The organism is Micromonospora sp. NPDC002717 (assembly GCF_040295705.1).
Classification (GTDB): Bacteria; Actinomycetota; Actinomycetes; order Mycobacteriales; family Micromonosporaceae; genus Micromonospora.
Window position 1 is genome coordinate 210072 of sequence record NZ_JBEOVW010000007.1, and the last position, 17444, is coordinate 227515.

At 72.6% G+C, this 17444-nt stretch carries 13 protein-coding genes; 3 read left to right on the plus strand and 10 right to left on the minus strand.

The window, feature by feature from the left end; genetic code table 11:
* Positions 1-11: 11 nt before the first annotated feature.
* The 4 genes from ABT006_RS13415 to ABT006_RS13430 form a co-directional block, all read right to left on the minus strand.
* Positions 12-1550 (minus strand): alpha-amylase family glycosyl hydrolase, encoded by a 1539-nt coding sequence (locus tag ABT006_RS13415; RefSeq protein WP_350706030.1) that lies wholly within the window; start codon positions 1548-1550, stop codon positions 12-14.
* Positions 1547-3427, minus strand: a complete 1881-nt coding sequence (locus ABT006_RS13420) for a GH39 family glycosyl hydrolase (RefSeq protein ID WP_350706032.1) — start codon at positions 3425-3427, stop codon at positions 1547-1549. Before ABT006_RS13420 ends, ABT006_RS13415 begins: the two co-directional genes overlap by 4 nt.
* Positions 3428-3429: 2 nt before the next feature.
* Positions 3430-5286 carry a GH39 family glycosyl hydrolase gene (locus tag ABT006_RS13425; protein ID WP_350706034.1) on the minus strand — a complete coding sequence of 619 codons (1857 nt, stop codon included), beginning with the start codon at positions 5284-5286 and terminating at the stop codon, positions 3430-3432.
* A gap of 235 nt (positions 5287-5521) precedes the next feature.
* Positions 5522-7969: a ligand-binding sensor domain-containing protein gene (locus ABT006_RS13430; protein WP_350706036.1), complete on the minus strand. Its 2448-nt coding sequence runs from the start codon at positions 7967-7969 to the stop codon at positions 5522-5524.
* Positions 7970-8249: 280 nt separating this feature from the next.
* Between ABT006_RS13430 and ABT006_RS13435 the strand changes: the two genes are divergently transcribed.
* Both ABT006_RS13435 and ABT006_RS13440 read left to right on the plus strand, forming a co-directional pair.
* A complete protein-coding gene (locus tag ABT006_RS13435; protein ID WP_350706038.1) occupies positions 8250-9173 on the plus strand; it encodes an ROK family protein in 924 nt (307 codons plus the stop codon).
* A complete protein-coding gene (locus ABT006_RS13440; RefSeq protein WP_350706040.1) occupies positions 9170-9871 on the plus strand; it encodes an N-acetylmannosamine-6-phosphate 2-epimerase in 702 nt (233 codons plus the stop codon). Before ABT006_RS13435 ends, ABT006_RS13440 begins: the two co-directional genes overlap by 4 nt.
* 145 nt (positions 9872-10016) lie before the next feature.
* Here ABT006_RS13440 and ABT006_RS13445 read toward each other — a convergent pair whose 3' ends face one another.
* The 6 genes from ABT006_RS13445 to ABT006_RS13470 form a co-directional block, all read right to left on the minus strand.
* Positions 10017-11426: an ABC transporter substrate-binding protein gene (locus ABT006_RS13445; RefSeq protein ID WP_350706042.1), complete on the minus strand. Its 1410-nt coding sequence runs from the start codon at positions 11424-11426 to the stop codon at positions 10017-10019.
* A gap of 22 nt (positions 11427-11448) precedes the next feature.
* Positions 11449-12279: a carbohydrate ABC transporter permease gene (locus ABT006_RS13450; protein ID WP_350706044.1), complete on the minus strand. Its 831-nt coding sequence runs from the start codon at positions 12277-12279 to the stop codon at positions 11449-11451.
* Positions 12276-13118, minus strand: a complete 843-nt coding sequence (locus ABT006_RS13455) for a carbohydrate ABC transporter permease (RefSeq protein WP_350706046.1) — start codon at positions 13116-13118, stop codon at positions 12276-12278. The genes ABT006_RS13450 and ABT006_RS13455 overlap by 4 nt, the downstream gene beginning before the upstream one ends.
* 459 nt (positions 13119-13577) lie before the next feature.
* Positions 13578-14534: a DUF1152 domain-containing protein gene (locus tag ABT006_RS13460; protein WP_350706048.1), complete on the minus strand. Its 957-nt coding sequence runs from the start codon at positions 14532-14534 to the stop codon at positions 13578-13580.
* Between the two features lie 9 nt (positions 14535-14543).
* The gene (locus ABT006_RS13465) at positions 14544-15809 is read right to left on the minus strand and encodes an MFS transporter (protein WP_350706050.1); all 1266 of its coding nucleotides are present in this window, start codon (positions 15807-15809) and stop codon (positions 14544-14546) included.
* Positions 15810-15984: 175 nt separating this feature from the next.
* Positions 15985-16758 carry an aminoglycoside adenylyltransferase domain-containing protein gene (locus ABT006_RS13470; protein WP_350706052.1) on the minus strand — a complete coding sequence of 258 codons (774 nt, stop codon included), beginning with the start codon at positions 16756-16758 and terminating at the stop codon, positions 15985-15987.
* Between the two features lie 188 nt (positions 16759-16946).
* Between ABT006_RS13470 and ABT006_RS13475 the strand changes: the two genes are divergently transcribed.
* Complete coding sequence (locus tag ABT006_RS13475) at positions 16947-17441, plus strand: hypothetical protein (protein ID WP_350706054.1); 495 nt, start codon at positions 16947-16949, stop codon at positions 17439-17441.
* Positions 17442-17444 lie beyond the last annotated feature (3 nt).

Below are 17444 nucleotides of genomic sequence, written 5' to 3' on the forward strand. Positions count from 1 at the left end.
AGGCCGGCCGGTCAGGCCAGCCAGGCGGTCGAGCGGGCCGGCAGCTTGTCGGCTCCCGCCGCGCCGCTGGCGAGTAGGACCCGGTCCCCGTAGGGCCGCCAGTCGACCGGCCCGTCACCGAGGTTCACCAGGCAGGTCGGCCCGCCGGCGCCGCGCCGGAAGGCGAGACAGCCGGCCGGCGCCTCGCGCCAGGACAGCCGTGCCGGTCGACCCCGCCAGCAGGTACCGCGCAGCGGCAGCGCCGCCCGGGCCAGGGCCAGCGCCGACGTCCGGTCGTGGCGTTGGCGGGCCACCGAGCGCGCTCCCCAGCCCGACGGCTGGGGCAGCCACGGCGTGGACCCGGCCGGGCCGAAACCGTACGGCGCCGGGCCTGCGGTCCACGGCAGCGGCACCCGGGCACCGTCGCGCCCCCGGTCCACGCCCCCGGAGCGGCGGAAGACCGGGTCGCGGATCGCGTCGTCGGGCAGCGCGACGTCGGGCAGGCCGAGTTCGTCCCCGGCGTACAGGTAGACCGCGCCGGGCAGCGCCAGCATCATCAGCAGCACCGCCCGCGCACCGTCCGGTCCCCACCGGTCGGCCGCTCGCCGTACGTCGTGACTGCCGTGCACCCACGTGGGCAGCCGCCCGTGCCGGGTGGTGGCGGCCAGGAGCGCCTCGACGCCCTCGCGCCACGGCTGCGGGCGCAACGGCCAGTACAGCGGGTTCATCGCGAACGCCTGCCCCAGCTCGTCGGGGCGCAGGTAGGGCGAGAGCACTTCCGGCCCGCCCCAGGTCTCCGCCACGCCGAGCCGGTCACCCGGGTACGACGCCAGCTCCCGCGCCCACCGGCGGTAGATCTCGTGCACCTCGTCCCGGTCGCTGTACGGCGCCGGGTCACCGGGCTGCCAGCCGGGCGGCAGCTCCGGGTAGTCGGGGTCCTTCCACAGCGAGCCGGCCGCGTCGAAGCGGACGCCGTCGACCCCGCGGTCCAGCCAGAACCGCAGCGTGGCCAGCGCGTCGGCGGCCACCTCCGGGTGCTCGTGGCGCAGATCGGGCTGCTCGGTGTCGAACAGGTGCAGGTACCACTCGCCGTCGCCGAACGGCGCCCACGCCGAGCCGCCGAAGATGGACCGCCAGTTGTTCGGCGGCTCCGCACCGGCCGGGCCGCGGCCGGGCCGGACGTGGAACCGGGCCCGCTCCGGCGAGCCGGGGCCGGCGGCGCGGGCGGTGACGAACCACGGATGGGCCGAGGAGACGTGGTTGAGCACCAGGTCGACCAGCACCCGCAGGCCGAGCCGGTGCGCGTCGGCGACGAGGCGGTCCACGTCCGCGAGGGTGCCGAGCCGGGGGTCGACATCGCGGTGGTCGGCGACGTCGTACCCGGCGTCGTGGTCGGGACTGGGATAGAACGGGGTGACCCAGACGGCGTCCACGCCGAGCGCGGCCAGGTAGGGCAGCCGGGAACGCAGTCCGGGCAGGTCCCCGAGACCGTCGCCGTCGGCGTCGGCGAAGGAACGCAGGTACACCTCGTAGGTGACGGCCTCCCGCCACCATGGTCCGCTGTGGGTCATCGCGGGGTCAGCTCCACCAGTGCGAGGGACGGCAGGGGCAGGGTCAGCGGCAGCCGCAGGCAGCCGCCGTCCGGCGCGACGGTGACCGGCGGCCCGGCACCGGCGAGGGTGTCGGCGGCCCGCAGCCCGGCCCACTGCTCCTCGGTGGGCCAGCCGTCGACGCCGAGCCGGCGCGCGGTCGCGGCGAGGTTCGACGTCCGCTCGTCCAGCCGGCGGTGCCGGAGTTCGTACCCGGCGGCGGGCAGCCCGTCGATGCGCAGGCGCACCGTACGGCTCAGCCGGCGGCGTTGGTCGGGCCGGCCCAGCACACCCTGGTCCAGCGTGCCGTTCCAGAGCACCACGGCGACCCGCCCGCTGTCCGGGTCGACGGACGGCCAGGCCCGCACCAGCGTTCCCGCGCCGTCCCCGTCGAGCCGGGCGGCGAGCTGCACGGGCGCGAGCTGCTCCAGCATCCACAGTGCCCAGAACCGGGGCTTGGCCAGGTTGCCTACCGACAGCAGTCCGAACCCGCCGTGCAGCAGCGCGGGCGGACGGCCCAGTTCCTCGAAGTGGTCGCTCGCCACCCAGCAGGCCAGCGCCGCGACCCGACCGGCCGCCTCCTGCATCCCGGTGGCCACGAAGGCGGCCGAGAGCACCGAGTCGTTGACCGGCGCGAAGTGGGTGGGGGAGGGGCCCCACTCCGTCCAGAGCAGCGGGGTGCCGGCCCGACCGTGCCGCTCGAGGGCCGGTCGCAGGTCCAGCGGCGGGCTGCCGTAGACATGGGTGGAGAGGAAATCCAGCGGCGCGCCCGAGGCGTCGACGTGGTCGAGGAACGGCTCTATCCATCTCGTCGCGGCGGTCGCCGGCCCGCCGACCGGCAGGCCGGGGCAGGCCTCGCGCACCGCCCTGGCCGTCACGTCGTACATCCGCAGGTAGTCCTCGCGGGTGCCGGTCCAGAAGCAGTCCAGGTCCGGTTCGTTCCACACCTCGACCGCCCACCGCCGCAGCTCCGCGTCGCCGACTCGGGCCCGCAGGTGCCGGATGAGGCCGCCGACCAACGCCGCCCACCGGTCCCAGTCGCGGGGCGGGCTGGACACGCCCGCGGCGGTGACCTCGCGGGACGGGTCGCGGGCCAGCGCCCGCGGCACGAACGACAGCTCCAGCACCGGCCGCAGGCCGGTCGGGGCGAGTGCCTCGAGCACGGCGTCGACGCCGGTGAAGTCGTGCACCGCGCGGCCGTCGACCTCCTGGTAGACGCCCAGGTCGTCGCCGAGGATGCCGTGCGCGCGGACCCGTTCGACGCCCAGCTCGCGGCGCACCCGGCCGAGCGCGGCGGCCAGCCCGGCCCCCATCTCCTCGCCGCCCACCCGGTCGGTGCAGAGCAGCAGGCTCAGGTGCTCCGAGCCGACCATGTCCCGCCACGGGCGGGGCACCGGCCCGACCGGTCGGGCGGCGTCGACGGTCACCTCGACCACCGCGTCACCGCCGTCGCGGGTCGTGACCGGCGCCGATCCCGGCCCCAGCGGGCCGTCGTCGGGCCGGTCCGGGTCGAGCACCGGGCGCACCGCGTACCGCACGCGCCGCCCGGGCTCGACGGTCGTGTCGGCGTACGGCGGGCCGGGCACCGCGAGCAGGTCACCGCCGCGATGGTCGACCACCCGGTACGGGCCGTCGCCGTCGGCCCGGTGCACCAGGTAGCCGGCGGCGCCGGGCACCGGATCCCAGTCGACGTCGACCTGCCCGCGACCTGCCCGTACCCGGATGCCGTGACCGTGTCGCCGCCCCGGCAGGCCCGGGGGCTCGCGGCCCGCCTGAAGGGCCGCGGACGTGGAGCCGCCGGCCGCGGGCGTGCCCGCGCCGGACGCCGTGGCGTCGGGCGGCGGAGGATTCGGCCGCACGGTCAGCCTCCGGCCACCTCGACGAGCACCGCGCCCGGCTGCGGCAGGTGCAGCTCCACCACCGCCGCCGTGCCCTCGACGGCGGTGGCGACCTTCTCGAGCGGTAGCGCGTCGACGGCGCGCAGCGCGTCCCACTGCTCCCCGACCGGCCACTCGGTGATGCCGAGCTGCTCGGCCAGGGTGGTGATGTCGCCGTGCTCGCGGTCGAGCCGGGTGGCGGTCACGGTCCGGCCGGCCGCGCCGTCGACGACCAGGCGGATCTGGCGGGCGAGCGCCGGGTCGCCGTCGCGCTTGGACTGGTCCAGCGTGGACGACCACACCAGGACGGCCAGGCTGCCGTCCGCGCGCCGGCTGGCCCAGGTCTGGACGAGGCCGCCGGCGCCGTCCCCGTCGGCGCGCACCGGCAGCTCGGTCTCGCCGAGCCGGCTGAGCATCCGCAGCGCGTGGTAGCGGGGCTTGGCGATCCCGCCGACGGTGATCAGGCCGAAGCCGCCGTGCAACAGCCGCGGCGGTCGGCCCAGCTCCTCGAAGTGGTCGCTGGCTACCCAGTAGGACAGGGCGTCCACCCGGCCCGCTGCCGAGCGCATGCCGGTGAGCAGGAACGTCGCCGCGGACGTGCCGTCGTTGACCGGGTGGAAGTGGGTGGGCGTCACGCCCCATTCGGTCCACAGGATGCGGGCGTGCCCGAAGCCGAGCCGCTCGAGGGTGGGGCGCAGGTCCAGCGGCGGGCTGCCGTAGGTGTGCGTGGAGACGAAGTCGACCGGAGCGCCGGAGCGCCGTACGTGCTCCAACAGCGCGTCGACCCAGCCGGCGGCGGCGGACGACGGCCCACCGACGGGGATCCGGGGGTCGACGTCCTTGACCGCCTTGGCGGTCACGTCGTAGAGCCGCATCCACTCCTCACGGGTGCCCGACCAGAACACCTCCAGGTTGGCCTCGTTCCACACCTCGAAGTCCCAGCCCAGCACCTCCTCGCCGTACCGGTCGAGCAGGTGCGCGACGAGGGCGCGGACCAGCTCGCCCCAGCGGTCCCAGTCCTTCGGCGGGGAGATGACCCCCCGGTACTCGAAGACCGTCCGCTCCGGGTCGCTGGCCAGGTCGCGAGGCATGAAGCCGATCTCGACGACCGGTCGCAGCCCGACGGACAGGAGCAGGTCGTAGACCCGGTCGACGCCGGAGAAGTCGATCACCGGCTCGCCGTCGACCTCCCGGTAGACGCCGAGGTCGTCGTGGAGGATCGAGTGCGCACGAACCGTCTCGACGCCGATCTCGTCGCGGATGCGGCGCAGCGCGGCGAGCAGCTCGCCGCCGATCTCCCGGCCGCCGGAGGTGTCCGTGGAGAGGAGCTGGGACAGCCGCTCGCTACCGATCATGGGCTGCCACGGTCGGGCCAGCGCGGCGCCGTCCGCGGCCGCGTCGACCTGGAGGACGACGGTCGGGGCGACGCCGGTGGCGGGCAGCGACGCGCAGGTCACCCGCGCCCCGAGCGGGCCGGTGACGGTGACCTCGGGGACGGCGGCGACCGCGTAGGCGTGCGGCTGGCCGGGCTCGCCGGTGGTGTCGACGTACCAGGTGTCGGGGATGGCGAGGACGTCACCGCCGAGGTGGTCGATCGGGGTCAGCTCGCCGTCGACGGCACCGTCGCGCACCGGCGCTCGGTGCACCAGGTAACCCACCGCGCCGGGCACCGGGGTCCACGAGAGACGAACGTGGTGGACTCCGGCGACCGCCGCCAGACCTTCCGGCGGGGCGAGGACGGGCGTGCCGTCAGTCGTGCCCGCCTCGTCGCTGCGCAACGCGATCCGTGACTCCCAGTCGGATCGGGCGTCTGCCGGCTGGTGGTCGCTGATGCTCGTCACCGGGGCACCTCCTGTCGTCGTGTGGTCCGGTCCGAGCACTGTAACCGGTTTCTGTGTGAGTCGCTCCCCTCCGCCCGCACCCTTGCGGACTCTGATCGGGTTCGATCCGTCGGGACACACCCCTGGTGCTCCGCTGCGTTGAGCAGGACGAGCCCCGACTTCCGCACCTGGCCCGGCGCGCCGCGGCCGGCGCCCCGGATGGCATCCGGAGCGCCGGCCGCGGGACCACGCGAGGTCAGAGCTGGGCGCACTGCCCCTGCACGGGGCCGGTCACCTCGTTCGGCTGACCGTCGTCCTGCGGCGCCGGATCGTTGCCGGTGCACCGCAGGGGACCCTCGATGACGTTGCCCGCCAGAACCGAAGGCCCGCGTCCGTCGACCACGGTCACCGGCCCCGCCACCGACGAGTCGACCAGCCTGAAGTCACCGGTGGTGCCAGTGGCGGAGAGCGGCCCGACCACCGAACTGTCCCGTACGGTCACGCCGGCCGCCCGCTGGGCCACGACCGGTCCCTCGACGGTGCTGTCCCGGACCACCAGCGTCGCCCCGTTGCCCACCGAAACCTGCCCGGACACCGTGGCGTCCCGCAGGCAGGTGGTCCCCGTGGTGACGTCGAGCGGCCCCGCGTACCTGCCACTGACGACGCGGCTGCACACCGCGGGGAGCGCGAAGTTCCACCGGTACAGGCGGGACACCCGGCCGTAGTAGAGGTTGCCGTCGCCGCCCTTGGCGAGGAAGGCCACCCGGCCGGCGGCCAGCTCGACGGCGTTCCACGTCGCCGGGTCGATCCGCCAGAGGCTGTCGGACACCGACGCGTAGAAGAAGCCGTCGTCGGCGAGGACGAGACCCCGCTCGTGGCCGTACATCGTCGTCTCGTTCGGGAAGAGCCGTTCCGACCTGGTGACCGTGCGGGTCGTCGGATCGAAGGTGAACAACGTGCCGTCGGACAGGCCCCAGATGGTGCCGGCCGGATCGACGACCAGCGCGTTCACGGCCGAGCCGCCGGGCGCGGGAACCACGCGCTCGACCACCTGCCGGGTCTGCGGATCGAACACGAACAGTTCGGCCTCGGTGGCGGTCGGCTCGATGCCGTACCCGCCGTTGACGGAGGTGCCCCCGTAGAGCAGTCCGTCGTGCTCGACCAGGCTGACCACGCTCTGCTGCGGCACGACGTCCCGGTAGGTCTGCACGGCGCCGGTCGACGGCGTCCAGAAGCTCAGGGCGCCGCCGAGACGACCCGCACGGGGGATGCTGCCGACGGCGACCGTCTCACCCAGGTCGACGAAGGCCTGCGCCCGCTGCTGCTCGTCGCCGAGGACTGCCCTGGGAGCCGGGTTGGATCCGTACGCCCATGGCATGGTGGTGTCGTAGGAGAGCAGGTTGCCGTCCGGGTAGCGACCGTAGAGCAGGTCGTCGCCGCGGATTCCGAAACCCTCCACCTGCCCGGCGCCGGACAGCAGGGTCATGGAGTCGTCGGCCGGGTCGAAGCGCGCCATCCCGGGTGGGGACAGGAACCCACCGATGTAGATCGATCCGTCCGGCCCGGCCCCCATCGCCTGGATCGGGTTGGGGGCGCCTTCCAGGTCCTGCTCGCCGATGTACCGGGTCAGCCGGGTCTGCGGGTTCCAGAGGTAGACGCGGCCGTAGTAGTACGTCATCGACAGGGTCGGTCCGGGCCACGCCGGGTCGGCCAGGTCGACCCATTCCCAACTGCCCGGCAGCGCGTTCGGCTTCCATCCGACCGGCGTGTAGGTGTGGGTCTGGAGGTCGTACCGGACGATGCCGTCGGCCACCATGCGGAAGTAGACGTACCGGCCCGTGGGGTCGGTCTCGGAGACCATCCGACCGGAGATCGCGGGGACGATCTTCACGACGACCCCGTCGCTGAGGCGGTAGACGAGCAGGTCGCTGGAATGGTCGAGCCGGATGAACAGGTATCCCCCGGTGAGGGTGAGGTCGTAGACGGCCTCCTCGTCCGCGTACTGCGCGGGCAGCGTGATCGGCCGCACCTCGCCGGTGGCGCGGTCGAAGCGGGCCAGCTTCGCGTTCGGCTTGGTGCCGAAGTAGACGTACCGGTCGTCGATCGCGAGCGCCTGGCCGTAGGTCTCCCCGGGGACGATCTGACCGTGATCGGTGAACCGCTTGGTGGCGGGGTCGTAGGAGAAGAGCTTCCCGCTGGGGTACGTCCCGCCGTAGACGACACCGTCCGGCGCCGCGGCCATCCGCCAGATCTGCTCGTCCGGGTACGGCACGCCCAGGGACGTGACCGAGGTGTCTCCGGGGGACCAGGTGTAGACGGCGCCGTTGGTCATGCCGAAGTAGACGGCGCCTTGCGGCCTGGCGAAGGTGACCGCCCAGCTGCCGGTGCCGGAGGGCAGGCGCTGGCCGAAGACCACCTTCCCCGACCGGATGTCCGTGACCTGGAACATCGCCGTGACCTCGCTGTTGCCGGCGGTCACCCAGTAGGCCTGTGGGCGCCCCTGCTGGTCGACGCCCTGCGCCTGGTACTGCGAGAGCACCCGCGAGTTGATGGCGTGGCCCAGGTCCTGTTCCGCGCCGACGATCGGGGCGGGAGCCGGCGGCGGGGCGGCGTTCACCGCGCCGCCCGTGGTGACGACGAGCAAGCCGGCGAGCAGCCCGCCGGCGGTGAGCAGGGCGGCGGACCGCAGTCCTGTCCGTATCATCGGTCTCCTTCACTGATCGATGAGTGCGGCGGGAAACGTTGCGGCCGGGGCCGTAACTTGTCCGGAGCCGCCCCGGACCGAGCACCTCGACCAGCGGGGGCGGTGCCGCGAGGCCCCGCCGGACGCGGACGGATCGCAGCGGGCGGGCGGCGAGCATCCGATCCCGGTACACGCTTCAAATTCGCCGTAGCGTAGCTTGCGGTCCAGGCCGAAACCAGGGTTTGCGAGAGCTCAACCAGGATCGACACGACAAACACCGGTCACCCCGAGAAACGGAACCATGATCGACAGCTTCGCCACGGGAAACGCGGACGTCGCGTATCTCGGCATCGACATCGGGGGCACGAAGACGATCGCCCTGCTACTCACCCCCGACGGGCAGGTGGCCGCCCGGGTCCAGGCCCCCACACCCGCCCGGCACGGGCCGGCGATGGTGCTCGACACGGCCGCCGAACTGGCCGGCCGGCTCCTGGACGGCGGCCGGGTCGCGGGCGTCGGGGTGGGTGCCGCCGGCACACTGGATCCGGCCACCGGCACCGTCCGGTACGCCACGGACAGCCTGCCCGGCTGGGCCGGCACCAGGATCGCCGACGAGTTGGGCGCCCGAATGGGCCGCCGGGTGCACGTCGACAACGACGTGAACGCCGCCGCGCTCGCGGAAGCGTGGACGGGCGCGGGGCGCGGCCGGGAGCACCTGCTCCTGCTCGCCGTCGGGACCGGCCTCGGCGGGGCTCTGATCCGGCGCGGCAGCCTCGAACGCGGCGCCCAGGGGGCGGGAGGCGAGGTCGCCCACCTGCCGGTACCCGGCGCGGAGCAGCTGCGCTGCGGCTGCGGGCGCCGGGGGCACCTGGAGGCCGTGGCGTCCGGCAGCGGGATCGCCGCCGCCTACGCCCTGGCCGCCGGTGAGCAGGTGAGCGGGCGGGAGGTCGCCGCCCGGGCCGCAGCCGGCGAAGCCGCCGCCCAGCGGGTGCTGGATCACGCCGGCGGGACGCTGGGCGCGGCCCTGGCCGGACTCGTCGCGTTGCTCGACCCGGCGGCGGTCGTCCTGGCCGGCGGCGCGGCGCCGGCGGTGCTGTCCGCGGCGACCCGCGCCTACCAGGCGGAACTGCTACCGGCCTGGTCCCACGTACCGCTGCTGCCGTCGGCGCTCGGTGACAACGCCGTGGCGATCGGGGCAGCCCGAATGGCGATGGAGGACAGGTGACGGTCTTCGACGTCATGCGGGGTGGTCTGGTGGTGTCCTGCCAGCCGCTGCCCGACGAGCCCGACGACCCGATGCGGGACGCCTACGTGCAGGCCCGGGTGGCCGCCTCGGCTGCGGCGGGCGGTGCGGCGGCGATCCGCGCCAACGGGCCGGACGACATCGCGGCGATCCGCGCCGCCGTCGACGTGCCCGTGATCGGCCTGGTCAAACACGGCACCACCGGAGTGATGATCACCCCGACCCCGGCACACGCGGTGCGGGCCGCCACGGCCGGGGCGCACGTCGTGGCCGTCGACGCCACCGACCGGCCCCGCCCGGACGCGGGCAGCTTCGCCGACACGGTACGCGCGGTGCACTCGCGCACCGCCGCCCTCGTGCTGGCCGACATCTCCACCCTGGCCGAGGGCCTGGCCGCGGTCGACGCCGGTGCCGACGCGGTGGCCACGACGCTCTCCGGCTACACGCCGACCAGCCCGCCGACGGAGGGCCCCGACCTCCGACTCGTCGCCCAGCTCGCCGAGCGGCTGGAGGTGCCGGTGATAGCGGAGGGTCGCTACCGCACGGCGCAGCAGGTCCGGCAGGCATTCGAGGCCGGGGCCCACGCCGTCGTCATGGGCAACGCCGTCACCTCACCACTGTGGATCACGCGGCGTCTGGTCGAGGCGACTCCCCGTGCGTCCGAGCGCCGTGGGCAGTAACGCAGCCGGGTGCCGGCACCCGGCGTGACCCGGACGCGGCGAGGCACCAGCGCCCCCGCCGCGTAGGCGACCGGCACTGAGAAGGGCCAGCTCCCTCGGAGCTGGCCCTTCTCCGTGACCAGACGGCCCGGCGGTGACGCGAGGATCAGCTGACCGACTTGTTGTAACTGTCGATGGCGCCCTGCACGCTCGTCGCGGCGTCCTTCATGGCCTGGTCGGCCGGCTTGCTACCGACGATCGCCGCCTCCAGGCCGTCCTCGGACGCCTTGCGGGCCTGCGGCATCACGCCCAGCAGGCACCCGGCCGACGCGACCGACGGCGGCAGCGCGTGCAGCTGGTCGACCGCGGTGCGGAACTGCGGGAACTTCGCCATCCAGTCCTTGTCGATCTGCTCGTCGAGCGCCTTGGCGTTGATCGGCACGTACCCGGTGCTGGTGTGCCACTTGGCCTGCTGGACCGGGGTGGAGGCGAACTTCACGAACTCCCACGCGGCACGCTTCTCCTTCGCGCCGTGACCGACGCCGTTGATCCACAGGGAGGCGCCACCGATGATCGGCCCGCCCGTGGACGAGCTGCTCACCTTCGGGTACGGGGCCGTCAGGACGGTGAACTTGCCCTTCGCGGCGTCGACGTAGCCGCGCAACACGCTGGTGGACTCCAGGTGCATGGCGACCGTGCCCGCCTTGAACGCCGCCTGGGCGTCGTCGGTCTTGCGGCCGGTGTTCGTCGCGTAGCCGCCCTTCACCAGCTCCGTCCACCACTGCGCGACACGCACGGCCGTCTCCTGGTCGAACTGCACCTTCGAGGCCAGGCCCGTACGCCCGTTGCCGTTGTCGCAGTACTCCTTGCCGTCGGTGGCGAGCAACTGCTCCAGCAGCCACCCGTAGATTGCGGCGCCGAAGCCGTACTGGACCGTCTTGCCGCTGGCGTCCTTGACCGTCAGCTTCTTCGCCAGGTCGCCGATCTCGGTGAGGTTGCTCGGTGGCTTCGTCGGGTCGAGACCGACCCGCTCGAACGCCTCCTTGTTGAGGTAGAGCAGGGGCGTCGAGGAGTTGAACGGCATCGACCACATCTTGCCGTCGACGGAGTAGTAGCTGGCGATGTTCGGCTCGATGTCGCCCGCGTTGAAGCCGTCCTTCTCGATGAACTTGTGCATCGGCACGACCTGCTTGGAGTCGACCATGAAGCGGCTGCCGATGTCGTAGATCTGGACCAGGGCCGGCGTGCTCTTCTGCTGGACCGAGGCCTTGTACTTCGCGATCGTCTCGTCGTAGCTTCCCTGGAAGACCGCTTTGACCTCGACCTTGCCACCACTCTGCGCGTTGAAGTCGGCGACGAGTTGGTCGACGGCGGTGGCGTTGGCCCCCTTCATCGCATGCCAGAACTCGATCGTGGTCTTGTCCGTGGCCTTCTCCAGCACCTCGGCACCGGGGGCGTCGAGCGCGTCACCGCCGCTGTCGGTGCCGGATCCGGAGTCGCCGCAGGCAGTGAGCGCGGCGGCGGCCACGAGGGTGACGAGCGCCGCCGTGGTCCGGCGGAGCCGAGGTCTTCTCATCGGTTCTCTCCTTCTCGAAGGTTCAACGCAGCGCGCCGGCGGTCAGCCCGCGGACGATGTGGCGCTGACCGAGAATCACGACGGCCAGCGTGGGGAGCAGGGAGAGCGCGACGCCGGCGAGGACGAGACCCGGCTGCGCCGCCTCGGCATCGTTGAGCTGGGAGATGCCGATCTGAAGCGTCTGGAATTCGGTGTCGCGGATCAGGATCAGCGGCCAGAAGTACTGGTTCCACGCCGAGAGGAAGACGTAGACCCCGACCGCCGCGATCGAGGGCTTGGACAGGGGCACGATGACCCGCCACAACAGGCGCCAGTGACCGCACCCGTCGATCACTGCGGCGTCCCGCAACTCGCTCGGGAACTGCAGGAACGCCTGACGCAGCAGGAACGTGCCGAACGCCGAGGCGAGGAAGGGCAGCACCAGGCCGAGGTACGTCAGCCCACCCCGCGTCAGGCCCCAGCCGGAGATGGCCAGGTAGTTGGGAATGATGATCGCTTCCCACGGCACCATGAGGGTGGCGAGGAACAGGCCGAAGGTCGCCGCCTTCGCGGGCAGGCGAAGAAACGCGAAGGCGTACGCGGCGAAGATGCTGGTGACGACCTGTGCCACCGTGATGATCCCGGCCTGGACGGCGGAGTTCACGTAGAAGCGGCCGAGCGGCACCGAGCGGAACACGTCCCTGATGTTCTGCCAGTGCAGTTCCTGCGGCACCAGCGCGGGCGGGTAGGTCGCCAGGTCGCCGGGGCCCATGACGGCGCCGACGAAGCCGTAGTAGACCGGGAACAGAACGGGGATCGCCGCCAGGCCGAGTACGACGTAGACGGCGGCCTGCCCGAGGCTGATCTTCTTCATCGGTAGTGGACCCGCCGTTCGAGGACGCCGAATTGGACGGCCGTGCAGCCGAGCATGATGACCAGCAGCACGACGGCCTGCGCGCTGGCCGCGCCGAAGTCGGAGGAACCGAAGGCGAACGCCTTCTCGTAGATCGAGTAGACCAACGTCGTCGTGGCCTGGTCCGGTCCGCCCTTGGTCAGGATGTGGATCTGCCCGAAGCTCTGCAACGCGTGGATCGTGGACACCACGACGAGGAAGAACAGTTGCGGGGAGAGCAGCGGCACGGTTATCCGCGACGCCAGCCGCCAGCCGGTCGCGCCGTCCAGCCGCGCCGCCTCGACCACCTCGGGTGAGATGGCCGATACTCCGGCGGAGAGCACGAGGACGTTGTAGCCGAAGTTCATCCACACCGTGGCGACGCAGACGGCGGGCAGCGCGATCGACGGGTCGGTGAGCCAGTTGACCCGGTCGATCCCGAGGTATCCGAGCAGGCCGTTCGCCACTCCGATCGCCGGGTTGTAGATGACGGCGAAGACAACCGATGCGGTCGCCACCGAGAACGCGAACGGCAGCGCGAACGCGGTGCGCAGCACCCGTACGCCGCGTATGCGCGCCTCCAGCAGCAGCACCACGAAGAGCGCGCCCAGGACGGCCGGCACCACGGAGAACAGCGTGAACAGCGCCGTCGTGGCCAGCACCTTGCCGAACTCCCCGGACAGCATCTCCCGGTAGTGCTCCCCGCCGACGTACTCGGACGGGGCGCCGAAGATGTCGTTTCCGTGCACGGACAGATAGAGGGTCCGCCCGAGCGGCCAGAACACGAACAGGGCGAAGATCACCACTGAAGGCAGCAGCATCAGCCACGCGAGACCGGGTTCGCCGAAGCGCGCGAGCTGCAGTCTTCGGGAGGTGGAACGGGTGGATTCGACGGTCAGGGAGCGGTCGCCCGGTGGCGTGCTGACGGTGCGAGGGGGAGACACCGCAGCACAGTACCAACATCATCGAAAGATGGAAATCGTTCGCTCAACGCCGTCGCCGCCGGTATCGGGCGAACCAATCCGGGCACAGAGGCATGCTCGGCGATCCGCGGCGTCTCATGTGGCCCGACCGGCGACGAGCGCCGCGCGGCGCCGCCTTTTCTCCTGGTGCATGCCTCTTGGGTGCAGGTCGGGTGGAAGACCGGGGCTGTCGCCGAGGGGCGATCCCGTATGTCTGCTGATCGTTACCTTGTAGTCGCCGGGCCGCGCGAGCTCCGTGAGGGCAAGGTGTTGAACATCGGCGGCGCTCACGCCGGCCGCCGCATGGCCTGCGTCGGGTCAGTGCGGGAAGGCCCGGGGCGTGCGCCGCTCGATCTCGTCGCGGAACTCCTCGATCCGAGACGCCACCTGCCGCATGCCCACGGTGTGCTCCAGGCGGTCCAGGTAGAGCGAACGGCGGGCCAGACCGTCGAGGTCGAAGCTGAAATAGATCGCCATCAGCGGGTTGACGAACAGCGTGCTGCCCCGGGTGCGGCGGGTCACGTGCACGTCCCCGTCAGCGCCACGGGTGGCGGCGGCGATCTGCCCGTGCACGATGCTGGGCCGCAGCGGCGTGGCCGCCTGCCCGTACGCCACCGCGTCCCGGTACAGCTCCGCCTCCCGGCTGGCGCCGGGGATGGACAGCGCGCCCAGGTACGCGCCGTCGCGGTCGAGGGCGGCGATGTTCTCCAACACCTGGGTGTGGTTCACCCCGTGATAGGCGTCGATTCCGAACCCGAGGCAGACCACCAGCTTCACCGGCACGTCGAGCCCGGCGACCGCGGCGAGACTGGTCATGTCCTCGACAGGGGTGCCGAGGCCGGCTTCGTCGCCGCGCATCAGGATGTCGGTGCCGCCGTCGACCAGCACCACCGCGTCCACGCCGAGCGTGTCGACCAGGTGTCGGTAGGCGGCGCGCAGCGGCTGCACGCCCACCCTCGGGAAGGCGTACACGGTGCACGGCTGGCCGCTGGCGGCGAGCCAGCGGGCCAGCGCGCGTTCCGGGAAGTAGTCGTCCGGGCCGGCGGTGTCCGGGGTGACGGCGGCGACGTTCTCCGCCTGCCAGGCGTCCAGGTCGAGCAGTTCGAGCTGGGCGAAGGAGAGGTTGGCCAGGTGCACGGTCCGGCCGGTGTCGCGTAACGCGACGGCCAGCGGGATCGCGGCGTACACGTCGAAGCCGCCACCCGCGCCGGCGATCAGCACGGTGCGGGCGGGCTCCAGCGCGGCGAACAGCGGCGGTACGGACAGCGACGGCATCGGGCCTCCTCAGGCGATCGTGGCGGGGGCCGCCGGGGCCGCCGGGGCGGGATCGGCGTACGCGGCGGCGACCGTGGCCCGGTCGAAGACGCGCCAGGTCACCGCGATGACCGCCAGGGCCACCACGAGCCCCACCCAGTACGGCGCGGTCAGCCCGAACCGGGCGGCGACCACCCCGCCGAGCAGCGCGCCGAGGCAGTTGCCGCCGGCGGCGATGAACAGCGTCGTGCTGCCCACCCGACCCTGCAGGGCGGACGGGGTCAACCGCTGGCGCAGCGAGTTGGCCACCATGTTCCACAACGCGCCGTGCACCCCGAACGCGAACAGCGCCATCCCGACGACCACCGCGCTGCGGGAGGCGGCCAGCGCCAGGTGCAGCCCCGCCTCGATCAGCAGGCCGATCCGGATGGTCCACGTCGCGGTGACGGCGCCGACGAGGCGGTCCCCGACGACCGAGCCGAGCAGCCCACCGACCGCGAGGCAGGTGAAGAGCGCGCCGTACCCGACCGAACCGAGGCCCAGCCGTTGCGTGGCGAGCAGCACCAGCACCGCGAGGGCCGCGGTGAGGGTGAGGTTGAGCAGCCCGATCAGCAGGGTCATGGTGCGCAGCAGCCGGTGCGAGAGCAACCAGCGGAACCCCTCGGCGACCTCCGCGCGCACCGAGCGGCGTCCGCCCGTCTCCGACGTTCCGCGGTACGACCCGGCCATCAGGCCCACGAGGAGGGCGCTGAGGGCGTACGTGCCGGCGTTGACGCCGAACGGGATGGCGGCCGCCACCACGAAGAGGAACCCGCCGAGCGGCCCGGCGACCATGTTGTGCATGACTGTCGTGCCCGCGCCCAGCCAGCCGTTGGCCCGTTCCAGCCGTGACCGCGGCACCACCGCCGGCAACACCGCCTGGGCGGCCGTGCGGAACACCACCTCACCGGCGTTCACCACGAACAGCACCGCGTACAGCAGCGCCACCCCTGCCCGGTCGGTGACGATCGCGGCGGCCAGCGCCGCCAGGGCGGCGACCCGTACCCAGTCGACGGCGATCATCAGCCGGCGCCGGTCGACCCGGTCCGCGAGGACACCGCCGGGCAGCGAGAACAGCAACCACGGCAGCCACGCCACCGCGGCGCCGGCCGACACGGTCAACGGGTCGTCGGTCTGCGACGCCACGTACAGCGGAGCCGCCACCGTCGCCATCCCGCTGCCCAGCGCCGACGTGGTGCTGGCCGCCAGGAGCCGGGCGAAGCGCCCGCCGAGTCGTTCGCTTCTGGTCGCCGTCACGCCGAGCGAACCTACCAGCGGCTGCGGTTCTCTCCGAACGGGTTACGGGACCAGATCCTGCGCGGCAGCGGCTGGGCGTCGGGCGGCTGGCCGCCGTGCGGGCGCGCGGCGCACGCGCCTCCGGTCGGCCGGCTCCACGGCTGCTCAGCGCCCACCGTCGCGGACACCCCGGTCATCAGCCGAAGCGGCGCCACGCGTCGTCGGCCACCGCGTCGACGCTGCGGCCCGCCGAGGCCAGGTCCGCTGCGGTGAACTGTTCCGGCTCACCCGCACGCCGGCGAACCGCTCGTCGCGCGAGATCGGCGTACGCGGGGAACAGTTCCGCGAGGTACTCGGCGGCGGCCGTCTTCGAGATGACGTCCTGGTGGGCCAGCGTGTAGTGCAGCCGTGCGGGGCCGAGCACGAACCAGCTGACGGTGTCGGCGTCCATGACCTGATCGGGTGGCACGTCGGCCAACGCGGCCGGGATCGTCGCCGCTGTCGCCTTCCAGTACTCCCGCAGGTTGTCGAGGTTGTACCGGCGTAGTTGCTCCTGGTCGACCCGTATCCTCAGGTCCGCGACGGCCGGTCCACGCACCGGGATGCCGTACCGCTGCAACGTCAACCACAGCACCGGAGTGAGCTCGCCGCACGGCCGGTCGGGCGTGAACTGGCCGTCCACCACGAACGGCACGATCCGGTTGTCGATCGGCCAGACCTGCGCCAAGGCCGGCTCGAGATAGACGCCGTCCAGGCGTGGCGATCCCGGCATCTCGCTGTGGATCCTCGCGAGCTGGGTCAGATCGTCACCGGTGGCCGGCCGCGACGTCAGGATCACCGTGTCCACGTCACTGGCGCCCGGCTGCCAGGCGCCGAGCGCGGCGGAGCCGACGACGTAGAGGCCCCGCACATAGCCCGGCAGGTCATGATCGACCTTCGCCAGGTAGGCCCGTGTCAGATCCTGGATCACGCCGGCGACCGTAGCAGTGCCGCACCGAACTCGATCGCCTCGGCGTACGTCCGCTTCGGCCGGAGCCGGGGATGCGACAGAACGCTGGGCCCGGCAATGCCGGTTCACTACCGTCCGTCGTATTGGGCGGCGGTTACCTGGCGCCGGACACCCGATGCGGCTGTCGCCCCACGAGGGGATGGATGACCATGAGCGAGCCGTTCTCGCGCGCGGAGCAGCGGATGCGCGTCGAAGGCATGGTGAGGCAGGGCGAGATGCTCAGCCAGCCCGACCTGGTGGTGCGGCCGGACGACGGTGGGGGCGACATCGCGCCGGCCGATGCGCCCGGCCCCACGGCGATCAGGGTCGACGGGTACCTCAAGATCGTGCAGGACAACGGCTACATCGCCCACGTCACGCTGCATCAGGACGGGCAGCAGGTGTGGGGCACCGCCAACCACTCGGGAAACGTCCGGTGCGACAACGTCACAGGCACCGTCGTGGGCGAGCAGCTCTCGATGACCATCCCGTGGGACAACGGTACGCGAGGCATCTACACCAGCCGTGCTCACCTGGAGGACGGTGCCTTCACGACCTTCGGCCAGGGCATCATGCGGGGCGACACGTACGACGAGCTTCACCCGGACGTGCGCGCCACCTGGGAGGTCCAGGATCGCGTGTTCACCCGCCTGGACCACATGTAGTCG